The 13417-nt window shown below is 64.9% G+C and carries 13 protein-coding genes; 2 read left to right on the top strand and 11 right to left on the bottom strand.

The genetic code is table 11. The features are described 5' to 3' along the window. Positions 1-12: 12 nt before the first annotated feature. The 3 genes from ABI582_RS01360 to ABI582_RS01350 are packed head-to-tail and all read right to left on the bottom strand — an operon-like array spanning position 13 to position 2865. Entirely contained in the window at positions 13-333 is a 321-nt protein-coding gene (locus ABI582_RS01360) for an NIPSNAP family protein (protein WP_016500295.1), read from the bottom strand. Then, a complete protein-coding gene (locus tag ABI582_RS01355) occupies positions 318-2051 on the bottom strand; it encodes an FAD-dependent oxidoreductase (RefSeq protein ID WP_442118157.1) in 1734 nt (577 codons plus the stop codon). Before ABI582_RS01355 ends, ABI582_RS01360 begins: the two co-directional genes overlap by 16 nt. Positions 2052-2055: 4 nt before the next feature. Beyond that, a complete protein-coding gene (locus tag ABI582_RS01350; RefSeq protein ID WP_442118156.1) occupies positions 2056-2865 on the bottom strand; it encodes a shikimate dehydrogenase family protein in 810 nt (269 codons plus the stop codon). A 152-nt stretch (positions 2866-3017) separates the two neighbouring features. Between ABI582_RS01350 and ABI582_RS01345 the strand changes: the two genes are divergently transcribed. Beyond that, the gene (locus tag ABI582_RS01345; protein WP_442118155.1) at positions 3018-3788 is read left to right on the top strand and encodes an IclR family transcriptional regulator; all 771 of its coding nucleotides are present in this window, start codon (positions 3018-3020) and stop codon (positions 3786-3788) included. Between the two features lie 72 nt (positions 3789-3860). Here ABI582_RS01345 and ABI582_RS01340 read toward each other — a convergent pair whose 3' ends face one another. Genes ABI582_RS01340 through ABI582_RS01310 form a run of 7 tightly spaced genes read right to left on the bottom strand, consistent with a single transcriptional unit; the run spans position 3861 to position 10378 of the window. Continuing rightward, entirely contained in the window at positions 3861-4904 is a 1044-nt protein-coding gene (locus ABI582_RS01340; RefSeq protein WP_442118154.1) for a polyamine ABC transporter substrate-binding protein, read from the bottom strand. Continuing rightward, a complete protein-coding gene (locus ABI582_RS01335) occupies positions 4901-6037 on the bottom strand; it encodes an NAD(P)/FAD-dependent oxidoreductase (RefSeq protein ID WP_442118153.1) in 1137 nt (378 codons plus the stop codon). Before ABI582_RS01335 ends, ABI582_RS01340 begins: the two co-directional genes overlap by 4 nt. After that, positions 6034-7392 carry an FAD-dependent oxidoreductase gene (locus ABI582_RS01330; RefSeq protein WP_442118152.1) on the bottom strand — a complete coding sequence of 453 codons (1359 nt, stop codon included), beginning with the start codon at positions 7390-7392 and terminating at the stop codon, positions 6034-6036. Before ABI582_RS01330 ends, ABI582_RS01335 begins: the two co-directional genes overlap by 4 nt. Beyond that, on the bottom strand, positions 7389-7679 hold the full coding sequence (locus ABI582_RS01325; RefSeq protein WP_442118151.1) for a (2Fe-2S)-binding protein: 291 nt from the start codon (positions 7677-7679) through the stop codon (positions 7389-7391). Before ABI582_RS01325 ends, ABI582_RS01330 begins: the two co-directional genes overlap by 4 nt. 14 nt (positions 7680-7693) lie before the next feature. Continuing rightward, the gene (locus ABI582_RS01320) at positions 7694-8488 is read right to left on the bottom strand and encodes an ABC transporter permease (protein WP_338746998.1); all 795 of its coding nucleotides are present in this window, start codon (positions 8486-8488) and stop codon (positions 7694-7696) included. Between the two features lie 4 nt (positions 8489-8492). Then, the gene (locus tag ABI582_RS01315; protein WP_016500285.1) at positions 8493-9362 is read right to left on the bottom strand and encodes an ABC transporter permease; all 870 of its coding nucleotides are present in this window, start codon (positions 9360-9362) and stop codon (positions 8493-8495) included. Further along, positions 9359-10378 carry an ABC transporter ATP-binding protein gene (locus ABI582_RS01310; protein ID WP_442118150.1) on the bottom strand — a complete coding sequence of 340 codons (1020 nt, stop codon included), beginning with the start codon at positions 10376-10378 and terminating at the stop codon, positions 9359-9361. The genes ABI582_RS01315 and ABI582_RS01310 overlap by 4 nt, the downstream gene beginning before the upstream one ends. Before the next feature lie 249 nt (positions 10379-10627). Between ABI582_RS01310 and ABI582_RS01305 the strand changes: the two genes are divergently transcribed. Then, positions 10628-11455: an IclR family transcriptional regulator gene (locus tag ABI582_RS01305; RefSeq protein ID WP_442118149.1), complete on the top strand. Its 828-nt coding sequence runs from the start codon at positions 10628-10630 to the stop codon at positions 11453-11455. Positions 11456-11540: 85 nt separating this feature from the next. Here the strand turns inward: ABI582_RS01305 and ABI582_RS01300 are convergent, their stop codons facing one another. After that, positions 11541-13397, bottom strand: a complete 1857-nt coding sequence (locus tag ABI582_RS01300) for an ABC transporter ATP-binding protein (protein ID WP_338747000.1) — start codon at positions 13395-13397, stop codon at positions 11541-11543. Positions 13398-13417: the final 20 nt, after the last annotated feature.

Genomic DNA, 13417 nt, shown 5'->3' with positions numbered 1-13417 from the left:
GTGGCTTAGGGTTTACTGCAGCGGCGAAAAGCCGGTGGGCCGCATCAGCCGCGATTGCAGGCGTACTACTGCCGCCAGTTCGCGGTTGCGCCGCGAGAATTCCGCCCAGCGCGGGTCGGCTGCCATTGCGGCGCGGCGGGCGATGCGCTCGTCGAGGCTGGCATAGCCCCAGATGTGCACCACCTGGTTGACGTCGCCGAACTCGCTGGTGAAAAAGCCCACCAGGTTACCCAGGTGCTCGCTTTGCACTTCCAGCGCATGGCTTTGGTACAGGGCCAGCCAGTCGGCCATTTTCAGTGGGTCGAGGGTGTAGGTTCTCAGTTCGTAGTACATGCAGGGGTCTCCGTTTGTGTGGCCGGCGCCTGCAGGCGCGCGGTGATGTGGTTGGCAGCGAGCCAGCCGAAGGTGAGGGCAGGGCCCAGGGTGATGCCGGGGCCGGGGTAGGTGCCTTTCATCAATGAGTTCATGTCGTTGCCGACCGCGTACAGCCCGGCAATCGGCTGGCCGGTGCGGTTCAGCACGTTGGCATCGGCGTTGGTCACCAGGCCGCAGGCCGATCCGAGGTCGCCGGTGTGAATGCGAATGGCGTAGAACGGCCCACTTGCCAGTGGCGCCAGGCAGGGGTTGGGCGTGTGCTGCGGGTCGCCCATGTAGCGGTTGTAGCTGTTGCCGCCTTTGCCGAACGCGCGGTCGATGCCGTTGCAGGCGTCGGCGTTGAATTGCTCCAGGGTGTGCCCGAATACCTGCGGGTCGACCCCGATGGCCTCGGCCAGGGCTTGCGGTGTTGCCGCCTGATACAGGTAACCGGCGTCGATCAGCGCCTGGTTGTTCACCGGTTTTGGCCGCGCCAGGCCCAGGCCATAGCGGTTCATGGCCTCGGCATCGCAGACCAGCCAGCAGCTGGCGAGGCCGTTGGCGAACATGGTCTGCACGAAGTGGTGGTAGGAGTCGGACTCGTTGACGAAGCGCCGCCCGGCCGGGTTCACCGCGATCACGCCGGGTTTGGCGCGGTCGGTGACCAGATGCGGGAAGCGCTCACGCTCGCCACTGGCGTGGCGCAGTTCGGAAACCGGCGCCCAGAAGAAGTTGGCCGCCAGGCCCTCGCCCTGAGCCGCCGACACAGCCTGGCCAAGGCGCAGGGCAGCGCCGTCGTTGGCAGCGGGTGACATGGTCAGGTGCGGTGCTTGCTGGGCTGGCCGGTAGCCAGCGGCGAGTGCGCCCGCCGCGAACCCACCCATGGCGCACACCACACCGCCGCGGGCCAGTACCCGTTCGCGGCGCCCCTCGTGCTGTACCACCACGCCCGTGACCGCGCCCTGTTCAACGATCAGTTCCAGGGCCTCGCTGCGCAACCACAGCTGTGTGCCATGGGCAAAGGCGCTGGTGGCCAGGCGGGCGATCAGCGCGTTGCCGGTAGTCAGCCGGGTACCACGCGGATGCTGCAGGCGGTCCCGTGCGTAACGTGCCATCAGTTTCAGGCAGTGCCACAGCGACTTGGGTGAGCGACGAATGCTGAGAAAATGCTGGATATCCACCCGGTTGACCATCATGCCGCCGAACAACAGCATGCCGGGCGGTGGCATTTGCAGGTCCTTGAAGCGGGGGCCGAGGTGCTTGCCGTCGTACTCGACCATTTCCAGCGCCCGACCAAACTGGGTGGCGCCTGGGGCATCGGGGTAATAATCCGGTGAGTGCGGGCGCAGGGCGTAGCGCAGCTCGGTGTGCTGTTCCAGCCAGCGCAGCGCCTGGTGGCCGTGCTCGATGAAGGCATCTGCCAGGGCAGGGTCGTAGCCGTCGCCGATCACATGTTTGAGGTAGGTGCGCATGGCCTCGGGTGAATCCTTGGCCCCCGCGGCGCGGGCTTGATCGGTGCCGTACAGCCACACCGCGCCGCCGGATATCGCCGAGGTGCCGCCAAAGCGTTCGGCCTTTTCCACTACCAGCACCTTCAGCCCGCGGCGAGCCGCCGTGGCGGCAGCTGCAAAACCGCCAGCGCCGCTGCCCAATACCACCAGGTCAAAGCTGTGTTGTAAGTGTTCAAGAGTTGCCATGGCCTCAGATCTCCAGCGGCGTCACGCCCATGAAGGCGCCAAGGTGGCCGAGTTGGGCGAAGGCCATTTCCGGGCCGGTCTGGGTCGCGCAGCCGACTTGGCGCGCGCGGTTAAGCAGCGGGGTGATTTCGGGCGAAGTGACCACGTCGGCGACCAGGGTGTCTGGCTGCAACGTGGCCAGCAGGGCAGCGGACAACGGCAGTTCTGCGCCTGTGCCCATGCCGACCGGGGAGGCGTTGGACACCAGGTCGAAGTCTTCCAGCCCACTGAACTGCGTGCTGATCGAAAGCCCCGGGAAGGCATTGCCGAGCAGTTCGCACACAGCGCCCATGCGCGCTGTGCTGGTGTCGCTGAGGGTAATGCTGCCGATACCTGCCTCGCCTAATGCGTAGCTGATGGCACTGCCAACACCGCCGCAACCGATCACCAGCGCCCGTTTGCCCGCCGGATCAAAGCCATGCTTGCGCGCAGCACCGAGGAAGCCGGCGCCGTCTACGTTGTCACCCAGCAGGCGCCCGTCGCGCTCGCGGCGTATCACATTGACCGAACCTAAGGCAGCCGCACGTTCGCTCAAACCATCCAGGCGGCTGGCCAGGGCCTGCTTGTAGGGCACGGTGACCACGCAGCCGCGCAGGTTCTGCCAGCCACGCAGGCTGTCGGCAAAGCTGGCCAGCGCGGCTTCGTGCAGGTCGATGGGCAGCATGGCGACGTTGCAGTTGTTGTTGGCGAACCAGGTGTTGAAGTTCTCGGGGGACTTCACCTGGGCAATGGGCGAACCGACGATGGCAACCAGCTCAGTGGAACCACGAATCATGCTGACCTCCTTATTGATGTTGTTGTGGAGGCAAGCGTGATGCAGAGGCGGGAGAGCAACAATGCATTGATCGGGCTTTTGATGCGATAATCGCAATCATGATCCGGTTATCGCAGTAATCGGCTGTTTTTGCCCACTTGCGAGTCGTAAAGATGAACACGCCCGCCACCCACCCCCGCGATTTGATCGCCGGCTTGCAGAAAGGCCTCGCCCTGATGCAATTGTTCAGCGCCGAGCAACCGCGCCTGAGCGTGCCGCAGGCAGCCAGGTTGTCTGGCCTTACGCCCAGCGCCGCACGGCGTTTTTTGCTGACCTTGGTGCACGAGGGCTTTGCCGAAACCGACAGCCGCGAGTACTGGCTGACGCCCAAGGCTTTACGTATTGGCCAGGCGTACGTGGACTCGGCGCAACTGCCGCGCATGCTGCGGCCGATTGTCGAGCAGGTGGCGCGCCAGACCCAGGAGCATGTGTCGGTGGGTACCCGCGATGGTGACGAGATCATCCACCTGGTGCGCAGCCGCTATAGCCATGTGGCTTCGTTGTCGATCAGGCCCGGTTCGCGGGTGCCAATGTATTGCACCGCCGGCGGGCGTATCTGGCTGGCCTGGCTGGGTGAGGGGGAGCGGGATGAGTACTTCTCACATAACCCGTTGCGGGCGTTGACGCCTTATACGCAGACAGACCGCGTGCAACTGGAGGCGGAATTGCAACGGGTGAAGGATCAGGGTTTCTGTATCGTCGATCAGGAGTATGAGATGGGTATGCGGGTGCTGGGTGTACCGTTGCTGGACCGTGCCGGGCAGCTGAAAGCGACGCTGACCATCACCACCCACGCTTCGCGGTTGAGTGTGGATGAAATCCGCATGCGCTATTTGCCGCCACTGTACGAGGCGCAGGCGTTGTTGCGGCCAGTGCTGGATTGAGGCGCCATGTAGGCCACGTGGCAGCGCCCGCTAGCCGGCACCTGAGGGCCGGCAGCGGGCCAGGGCCTCGGCCTATCGCTCGATCTGGCGATTCCAGCGGGCGTTCCATTCCGGGCGCTGGGTGTTGACCTGGTCCCAGTCGATGGTCACGGCAGTTTGCAGGTAGGTCTGCATGGCCTCGACCTGGCTACGGGTCTTGTCGCTGGTCGGGGTATTGGGGTTGGACGGGATCTGGTCACCCAGCTCCAGTGCCGGTGCCTGCGCCTCAGGGCTGAGCAGGAACTCGGCAAGCTTTTGCGCCAGCTCCGGCTGGTCGTTGTTGGCGGTGACGCATTCGGCCTGGTTGAGCACCACGGCGCCTTCCTTGGGCGCGGCGTATTCCACCGGGATGCCCTTGAGCTTCAGCGCCGTCACCTGGGTAGGGGTGAGCGGGAACAACGCGGCCTCATCGGTTTGCACCATTTCCGAAAGCTTGGCCGAGTTGGGGATGTACTCCAGTACGTTCGGGCCAACGTTCTTCTTCCAGGCCATGAAGCCCGGGTTGACGTCGGTATCGCTGCCACCGTGCAGGCGGTTGTACATGAGGAAACCGTGCAAGCCGAAGGTGGACGACGCCATCGACTGGAACACCACTTTGTCCTTGAATCGCGGGTCGGCCAGGTCGTTCCACGAGGTGGGTGTTGCCCAGCCTTTTTCCTTGAACAGGCGGCTGTTGTAGGCAAGCCCGGTCACGCCCAGGCTGACGGCGGCGGCCTTGTCCTTGATCAGGGCCTTTTCCGGCAGCTGGGCCAGCGTCGGGTTGGGCTTGAGGGTGCTGCACAGGCCCATGCCGATGGCGCGGTACATGATGCCGTCATCCAGCACCATCACGTGGATCGCCGGCTTGTTCGGCGTGGCCTGGACCTTGGCCAGGATGTCGGCCGAAGTGCCGGGGACGATCACCACTTTCACCCCGTTGGCCTTCTCGAACGGGGGCAGGATGTTGTCGCTGAACAGCCGCTCCATGGTGCCGCCGTTCATGCCCAGGTACAGCGTGGGTTGCGCCATGGCGGGCAGGCAGGCGAACAGGCCAGGTACGGCGCAGAACAGGGCGAGCAAACGTTGCTTGTGCGTCATGACAGGTTTTCCTTGTAGTGGTGGTGGGGCTGAAAACGGTTGATGGAAAAGGCCGCCAGGCTGATGGCCGGCGCGCCATGAAGGACGCATTGCGCCAAGGCTTCACCGGCTGCCGGGCCAATCTGAAAGCCAGCGCCGGCAAAGCCGAAGCCATGCAGCAGGCCGGGTTGGCGCAGGCTGGGGCCTATCACCGGTTCGTCATCGGGCAGGTAGCCTTCGGTGCCGCTCCAGGTGCGAATCGCCTGGGCGCCGGCCAATGCCGGGTACAGCTCGGTGGCATTGCGCAGGATGTCGAGCACTGCGGCTTGCCCCGGGCGGGCGGTGGTTGGGGTCAGGGCAAAGCCGCGCCCACCGCCCAGCACGCAGTTGCCGCGCGCCACCTGGCGGGCGTAGATACCGCCGCCTTCGACCCCGGTGCTGGCGGTCATGAACAGCGGCAGTGGCTCGGTGACCAGCATCGCCGGGTGGGCCGCCGTCAGCGGCACCGGTTCGCCGAAGTATTCGGCCAGTTGCGCCGACCAGGCGCCGGCGCAGTTCAGCAGCCAGGGCGCCCTGAAGCACTGGCCTGTGCTGGTGCGCACGGTGAAGCGCTGGCCGTCGTGGTCTACCTCCAGCACTTTGCATTGCTCGTGCAACTGGGCGCCGCTGTGCCGGGCCGCCTGGGCGAAAGCGGGTGACACCAGGCGCGGGTTGGCATGGCCGTCCTCGGGGCAATACGACGCACCGACGGCGATATCGCCCACCCAAGGGAAGCGCTGGCGCAGTTCGTGGTGCTCCAGCAGTTGCAGGCGCAGGTCAAAGGCCTGGGTCCGACGGGCATAGGCCTTCAAGGCGTCGAAGTCGGTTTGGCTGCGCGCCAGCTTCAGGTGGCCGCTGCGGGCGTACTCGCCGTCGATGCCGATCCACTCGCGCAACTGCCCCCAGATGGCATGGGCACGCATCGACAGTGGCAGCTGGGCCAGCGAGCGGCCTTGGCGACGGACCCCGCCATAGTTCACCCCGCTGGAGTGCGAGCCACAGAAGTCACGTTCAAGCAGCGCCACCTGTTTGCCACCGCGGGCCAGGGTCAATGCAGCGCTGCTGCCGACGATGCCACCGCCGACAACAATGGCGTCCACCTCGATCAGCTTCATGGCTTGATCTCCAGGCCGAAGGGCAGGGGCTTGACCGGTGCCTGGCCACGCAGGCGCCCAACCTGGTCAATGGGCCGACCGCTTTCGCAGGCAATCAGTTCGGCGGCGGCGGCCCCGCACACGCGGCCCTGACAACGGCCCATGCCGACCCGGCACATGGCTTTGACCCGGTTGATTTCCCAGTGCCCGGCGCGCACCGTGGCGCGGATTTCGCCAGCGCTGACCTGTTCACAGCGGCACACGGTCAACGGGTCCGGGGCCTGCCGGGCCCACTGCTCGGGGAACGGAAAGGCCTGTTCCAGGCCCTGGCGAAAGCGCTGCAGGGTGGCCAGGCGTTTTTCCAATTGTTGCTGGCGTTGCGGGTTGCCAGGTTTGCCGAGGTCGGCCAGCAGCGTCAGGGCGGCCAGTTCACCGGTCATTTCGGCGCCGTCGGCACCGAGGATGCCGGCGCCGTCGCCAGCCAGGTACACACCGGGACTGCTGGCGCGGCCCTGGGCGTCACGTACCGGTAGCCAGGCGCGGTTGAGGGTGTTCCAGGCAAACTGGCAGCCCAGCAAGTCCGCCAGCTGGGTTTCGCTGCGCAGGGCGTGGGCGAATGCCACGGCGTCGCACGGCAAGGTATGTTGCTGGCCATTGCGCGACCAGCGTACGGCGCTGGCGCGTTGCTCGCCTTCGATGCCCAGCAGGGTCACTCCCTGTTGCACCGGCACGCCTTTGCGGGTGAGCCAGGCGCGGTAGTACAGGCCCTTGGCAAAGGTGCCCGGCTGCAGTAACAGGCGCGGCAGGGCGCGGACCTGGGCGCTGAACGGCGAGGTGTCGAGCACTGCGCTGACAGTGGCGCCGGCCTTGGCGTACTGGTAGGCCACCAGGTACAACAGCGGCCCGCTGCCAGCCAGCACCACCCGCTCGCCGATGGCGCAGCCCTGAAACTTCAGCGCGATCTGCGCCGCGCCCAGGGTATACACCCCGGGCAAGGTCCAGCCGGGGATCGGCAACACGCGGTCGGTAGCGCCAGTGGCGACGATCACCCGGTCGAATGCCAGGCGGTCGGCCAACTGGCCCTGCTGCAAGGTGTCCAGCACTTGCTGCTCGGCATTCCACACCAAGGTTTCCGGGCGGTAGTCGATCTGCTCGCGCAGTTGTTCAAGGGTGTTGTGCAGGGCCTGGGCCTTGCCCGCCTCGAAGCCGTACAACGCTTTGGCCGAGCGGCGAAAGTTGGCCGGCTGCTGGCGGTAGATCTGCCCGCCGCCACGGCTGGCTTCGTCCAGCAGCACTGGGCGCACGCCATGGGCCACGAGGGTTTGCGCGGCGCGGATGCCGGCGGGGCCGGCACCAATGATGACGGTTGCGCTCATGCCTGGCGCCCCGGTTCGCGGGTGACACATTGGCCCGGTTCCAGAAAGGTCGAGCAGGCGCGCACCCGGCGGCCGTCCTGCAGGCGTACCCAGCAGTCCTGGCAGGCGCCCATCAGGCAGAAACCGGCGCGCGGTTCGGCGCTGAAGTCGCTGCCACGCAGGTGGGTGGCGTTGGTCAGGATGGCGGTCAGCAGGGTGTCGCCGTTCATGCCCTGAGCCGGTTGGCCGTCGAGCAGGAAGGGCAGCGGTTCGCGGTCGTGTTCGGCCACGCGCTTGAACAGCGGCATAGGGGCATTCCTTGTCATTGCTTGCCCACCAGTACGCGGTCCAGGCCATACACGCGGTCCAGGGCGATCATGGTCAGGGCGGTGACGGCAATCACCAGCGCCGAGACGGCGGCCATCATCGGGTCGATGGACTCGGTGGCGTATACGTACATGCGCACCGGCAGGGTCTGGGTAGCAGGCGAGGTGACGAAGATCGACAGGGTGACTTCGTCGAAGCTGTTGATGAACGCCAGCAGCCAGCCACCGGCCACGCCGGGCAGAATCATTGGCAGGGTGACCTTGCAGAACAGCGTGATGCGCCCGGCGCCCAGGCTTTGCGCGGCCTGTTCGGCGCTGCGGTCGATGCCGATGGCCGCAGCCAGTACCAGGCGCAGCACGTACGGAGTAATGACCACCACGTGGGCGAACACCAGCCAGGTGAAGCTGCCATTGACCCCAATCAGGGCAAACAACCTCAGCAAGGCCACACCCAGCACCAGGTGCGGGATGATGATCGGCGACAGCAGCAGGCCGTTGACAAAGCCCTGGCCAGGGAAGCTGTAGCGGGTCAGCGCCAGGCCTGCCGGCACGGCGATCAGGGTGGCCAGCGAGGCCGCCAGGGCGGCGAGTTTCAGGCTGTTGTAAAACGCGTCGAGGAAGTCGGCACGCTCGAACACAGCGCTGAACCAGCGCAGCGAAAAGCCGGCAGTGGGCAGGCTCAGGGTGTTTTCCGGGGTGAATGCCACCAGGCACACCACCACCAGCGGGGCGAGCATGAACAGCATCACCAAGGCATGAAAGGACAGGGCCAGCGGGCCGTTACGGGTCATCGGTTCACACTCCAAGTGCGCGTTTGTAGCGGCGTTCGACCAGCCGGTTCCAGCTGAGCATCACCAGCAGGTTGATCAGCAGCAGGGCGACGGCGATGGTGGCGCCCATGGGCCAGTTCAGTTCGGCCAGGTACTGGTCGTAGATCATGGTGGCGACCATCTTCAGCCGCCGCCCGCCCAGAAGGCCCGGGATGGCGAACGAGCTGGCGGCCAGGCCGAACACGATCAGCGTGCCCGACAGCACACCGGGCATGATCTGTGGCAGCACGATGCGGCGGAATACCGTCCACTGGCTGGCGCCCAGCGACAGCGCGGCCTGCTCGGCGGCCGGGTCAAGCTTTTGCAGCGAGGTCCACACTGGGATGATCATGAACGGCAGCATCACGTGTACCAGGCCGATGATCACCGCAAACGGGGTGTACAGCAGCTTCACCGGCTGCCCGCCGAGGGCGCTGATGCCTTGGTTGATCAGGCCGTCAGAGCCCAGCAGCAGGCTCCAGCCGAAGGCGCGCACCACCACCGAAATCAGCAGCGGGGTCAGCACCAGGATCAGGAAGATCGAGCGCCACGGCGCGCCCATGCGGCTGAGGACCATGGCTTCGGGGATGCCGATCAGCACACACAACAAGGTGACCAGGGCACTGATCCAGAAGGTGCGGAAAAAGATTTCGTAGTAATAGGTGTCGGTCACCAGGCTCAGGTAATGGCTGAAGGTGTACTGGCCGGCCTGGATACCACTGGTGTAGTCGAACGCGTTGAACGACAACAGCACAGTCAGCCCCAGCGGCATCACCAGCAACGCCAGGAACAACAGCAGGGCCGGGCTGCTAAGGCCGTAGCCCCAGGTGTTGCTGCGCAGTTTTGCCGTACTCATGCGGCCACCTCGGCTGTGTTCAGCACCCGCAGCAGGGCATCGTTCCAGTCCAGGCCCACCTGGGTACCTTCGTCCAGCGGCGCGCTGCCATCGTTGGCGCGGACCACCGCCAGGTTGCCCAAGGCGGTATCGACGCGGTACAGCCACTGGCTGCCAAGGAAGTAACGGCAGCTGACGCGGCCTGCCAGCTTGCCGCTGCCGGCTGCTTCAAGGCTGATCTTCTCTGGGCGCAGGCTGAGGGTCAGCGGGCCCTGGGCGGCTGCCTGTGGTAACCCGCCGGGGCCGGTGACGCCATGCAGGCGGTTGGCCTTGCCGACAAAGTCGGAAATGAACGGCGTGCCCGGGTGCTCGTAGAGGCGGTAAGGGTCATCGATCTGGGTGATGCGCCCGGCTTCCATCACCACTACCCGGTCGCTGATCGACAGGGCTTCGGCCTGGTCGTGGGTGACCATCAGGGTGGTGATGCCTACTTCGTTCTGGATACGGCAGATTTCGAACTGCATCTCTTCGCGCAGGTGTGCGTCCAGGTTCGACAGCGGCTCGTCCAGCAGCAGCACCGGCGGTTCGATCACCAGTGCGCGGGCCAGGGCTACACGCTGGCGTTGGCCGCCGGACAGTTCACGCGGGTAACGTTCGGCGTGCTTGTCCAGGCGTACCAACGCCAACGCCTGGTCGACGCGCCGAGCGATCTCGGCGTTGGCCACCTTGCGCATGCGCAGGCCGAAGGCAACGTTGTCGCGCACGGTCATGTGCGGGAACAGCGCGTAGCTCTGGAACACCACGCCCAGGCCCCGGCTGGCCGGCTTGGCGTGGGTGATGTCGCGGCCGTCGAGGACGATGCGGCCACTGGTGACCTCGACGAAGCCAGCAATCATCTGCAGGGTGGTGGTCTTGCCGCAGCCGGAAGGGCCGAGCAGGGAGACAAACTCGCCTTTTTCGATGGCCAGTGACGAACTGGCCACTGCCTCCGTAGCGCCATAGCGCTTGCAAAGCTTGTCGATCAACAGAAAGGTCATGGCTGTGCTCCATCGCAAACGGAACCGGGGTAACCCGGCAGTTTCAGGGTGGGCAGAGCGCCAGCGGCGAAAAGCAAAGCTTTTACGGACGTTGGCGCTCGCTTCTATGGCGGCGGCCGATGTTGTGATATCGCCCTATGGACCGGAGAGTAGGGCAATGATTAGGATGGCGACAAAGAGTAATTTCACTGAGTGACAGCTATTTTGAAATTATTCCACTCAATGAAATTACTGTGGGTTTAACGAAAAATGGATTCCGGTAAACGAAATGAACAGGCCAGGGAAGTTGGCGTCAGTGCGGTGTCCCGTTTGTTTGCCGTGTTGCGTGCACTGGGTGATTGCAGCGGCGAGGGCGAAAAGGTCAGTCAGCTGGCCCAGCGAGTTGGCCTGGCGCAGCCCACTACCCACCGGCTGTTGCGTAGCCTGATCGAGGAAGGAATGGTCGACCAGTGCGCCGCCAGCAAGCGTTATCGCCTGAGCCTGGATTTCTTCGCCCTGGCGGCCAAGGCCGGGCAGGCAGGCAACCTGCGCGATGTGGTGCGCCCCAGCTTGCTGCGGTTGTCGGCTTCGCTGGGCGATTCGCTGTTTTTGCTGGCGCGCTCGGGGTTCGATGCCGTGTGCCTGGACCGCAGCGAAGGGCCGTACCCGATCCGTACCTTTACCGGCGACATCGGCGGCCGCGTGGCGTTGGGCGTGGGGCAGGGCAGCCTGGCGATCCTGGCCTTCCTGCCTGAGGAGGAGCGGGACGAGGTGATCCGCTACAACCTGCCGCGGTTGAAGGACTTTCACCATTACGACGAAGTGTTGCTGCGTGCCGAAATCGACAACGTGCGCACCCTCGGCTACGCCGGGCGCAACACCGGAGTACTCGACGGCATGGCCGGCCTGGCAGTGCCGATCCTGGACCGTAACGGCCATGCGGTGGCAGCGTTGAGCGTGGCGACCATCAGCGACCGCCTAGGGCCCAACCGCATGCCGACCGTGGTGGCATTGCTCAAGCGCGAGGCGGCGGCGATTGGCGAACGGGTGAACCCGTTCGACCCGGTGCTGCGCCGGCCTTCGCATGTGTTTGGCTGAAGTACCAGATTCTGGTAGGCGCGATTTTTGTGGGAGCGCCCCGGCAAGGTCACTCCCACAATGCCCGCGTCAGCTTCAGGTGAGCCTATTCAACCGCCTCGGCCACGCCCTGGTCTTCACCCAGGAACCCACCACTCTGGTGCTGCCACAGCCGGGCATAGGTACCATTCTTCGCCAGCAATTCGGCGTGGGTACCTTGCTCGATGATGCGCCCTTCATCCATCACGATTAGCCGGTCCATGGCGGCAATCGTCGACAGCCGGTGGGCGATGGCGATGACGGTCTTGCCCTGCATCATTTCGTCCAGGCTTTCCTGAATCGCCACTTCCACTTCCGAGTCCAGCGCACTGGTGGCTTCGTCCAGCAGCAGGATCGGTGCGTTCTTCAGCATGACCCGGGCAATGGCGATGCGCTGGCGCTGGCCGCCAGACAGCTTGATACCGCGCTCGCCCACCAAGGTGTCGTACCCGTTGTGGCCCTGGCGGTCGCTGAGCTGGCTGATGAAACCATCGGCTTGGGCATTTGCAGCAGCGGCGCGGATTTGCGCGTCGGTTGCGTCCGGGCGCCCATAGGCGATGTTGTCCCGAATCGAACGGTGCAACAGCGAGGTGTCCTGGGTGACCATGCCGATGGCGCTGCGCAGGCTGTCTTGCGTCACCTTGGCGACGTTCTGCCCATCGATGCGGATTTCGCCACTGTCCACGTCGTAGAAGCGCAGCAACAGGTTGATCAAGGTGGACTTGCCGGCGCCGGAACGGCCGACCAGCCCCACCTTTTCGCCTGGGCGAATATGCAGGGTCAAGTCGTTGAGCACCTGGCGCTCGCCGTTGTAGTTGAAGCTGACCTTGTCGAAGCTCACCCCGCCGCCGCGGGTTACCAACTCGGTGGCATCCGGCGCATCCTGTACCTTGGGGCCGCGGGTGAGGGTGGCCATGCCGTCTTGCACGGTGCCGATGTTCTCGAACAGCGAGGTCATCTGCCACATGATCCAGTGCGACATGCCGTTGATACGCAGGGCCATGGCGGTAATGGCCGCAACCGCCCCTGTGCCGACCTGGCCCTGGTGCCACAGCCACAACGCGTAGCCGCCTGCGCCAAAGATCAAGCCCACTACCAGTGCCTGGTTGACGATTTCGAACTGGCTGACCAGGCGCATCTGGCGAAAGCCGGTTTGCTTGAAGTCCTCCATGGCTGCACGGGCAAAGTGCGCTTCGCGTTTGGAGTGCGAGAACAGCTTCACCGTGGTGATGTTGGTGTAGGCATCGGAAATCCGCCCGGTCATCGACGACCGTGCGTTGGCCTGTTCTTGCCCGACCTTGCCCAGGCGTGGCACGAAATACAGCATGGCCAGCCCGAACAGCACGAGCCAGGCAATGAACGGCAGCATCAGCTTCAAGGCAAAGCCGCCGGCCAGGGCGATGATTGCAATGAAGTACACGCCGATGCCGGGCAGGATTTCGATGAGCGTGAACAACACTTCGCGCACCGCCAGCGCTGTCTGCATCACCTTGGTGGTAACCCGGCCAGAGAACTCGTCGGAGAAGAACGACAGGCTCTGGCGCAGCATCAGGCGGTGGAAGTCCCAGCGCAGGCGCAGCGGCAGATTGATTGCCAGCACCTGGTGCTGCACCAGGGTGCGCAGCGCCACCAGCCCGATGCTGGTAACCAGGACGATGCCTATCCCCCACAGCACATGGCTTTCCTGCGTGCTGGCGGCGGCGCCACCGGCCTGCCAGGCCGAGAGCAGGTCGACCACCTGGCCGAGAAAGGCAAACAGCCAGGCTTCGTAAATCGACACCCCGGCACTGAGCAGCGCCAAGGCAAGAATGTAGCCGCGGGCGCCACGGGTGCAGGCCCACATGAAGCGCAGCAGGCCAACTGGTGGCGGCGGTACTTCGTCAGGGGGAAAGGGGTCTAGCCAGCGTTCAAAAATGCGAAGCATGCGTGTCTCCGGTAAATCAG

Origin of the sequence: Pseudomonas sp. SAS7, from assembly GCF_052112345.1 — a bacterium.
GTDB lineage: Bacteria > Pseudomonadota > Gammaproteobacteria > Pseudomonadales > Pseudomonadaceae > Aquipseudomonas > Aquipseudomonas putida_Q.
Note: the sequence above shows the minus strand (reverse complement) of the source record. Positions and strands in the feature narration are given on the sequence as shown.

What these genes read in the sequence shown, in the direction of transcription:
- ABI582_RS01305 (WP_442118149.1), top strand. Translation starts at nt 10,628, where the DNA reads ATGGATTCCGGTAAACGAAATGAACAGGCCAGGGAAGTTGGCGTCAGT.
- ABI582_RS01340 (WP_442118154.1), bottom strand. Translation starts at nt 4,904, where the DNA reads ATGACGCACAAGCAACGTTTGCTCGCCCTGTTCTGCGCCGTACCTGGC.
- ABI582_RS01345 (WP_442118155.1), top strand. Translation starts at nt 3,018, where the DNA reads ATGAACACGCCCGCCACCCACCCCCGCGATTTGATCGCCGGCTTGCAG.
- ABI582_RS01350 (WP_442118156.1), bottom strand. Translation starts at nt 2,865, where the DNA reads ATGATTCGTGGTTCCACTGAGCTGGTTGCCATCGTCGGTTCGCCCATT.
- ABI582_RS01320 (WP_338746998.1), bottom strand. Translation starts at nt 8,488, where the DNA reads ATGACCCGTAACGGCCCGCTGGCCCTGTCCTTTCATGCCTTGGTGATG.
- ABI582_RS01310 (WP_442118150.1), bottom strand. Translation starts at nt 10,378, where the DNA reads ATGACCTTTCTGTTGATCGACAAGCTTTGCAAGCGCTATGGCGCTACG.
- ABI582_RS01300 (WP_338747000.1), bottom strand. Translation starts at nt 13,397, where the DNA reads ATGCTTCGCATTTTTGAACGCTGGCTAGACCCCTTTCCCCCTGACGAA.
- ABI582_RS01315 (WP_016500285.1), bottom strand. Translation starts at nt 9,362, where the DNA reads ATGAGTACGGCAAAACTGCGCAGCAACACCTGGGGCTACGGCCTTAGC.
- ABI582_RS01330 (WP_442118152.1), bottom strand. Translation starts at nt 7,392, where the DNA reads ATGAGCGCAACCGTCATCATTGGTGCCGGCCCCGCCGGCATCCGCGCC.
- ABI582_RS01325 (WP_442118151.1), bottom strand. Translation starts at nt 7,679, where the DNA reads ATGCCGCTGTTCAAGCGCGTGGCCGAACACGACCGCGAACCGCTGCCC.
- ABI582_RS01335 (WP_442118153.1), bottom strand. Translation starts at nt 6,037, where the DNA reads ATGAAGCTGATCGAGGTGGACGCCATTGTTGTCGGCGGTGGCATCGTC.
- ABI582_RS01360 (WP_016500295.1), bottom strand. Translation starts at nt 333, where the DNA reads ATGTACTACGAACTGAGAACCTACACCCTCGACCCACTGAAAATGGCC.
- ABI582_RS01355 (WP_442118157.1), bottom strand. Translation starts at nt 2,051, where the DNA reads ATGGCAACTCTTGAACACTTACAACACAGCTTTGACCTGGTGGTATTG.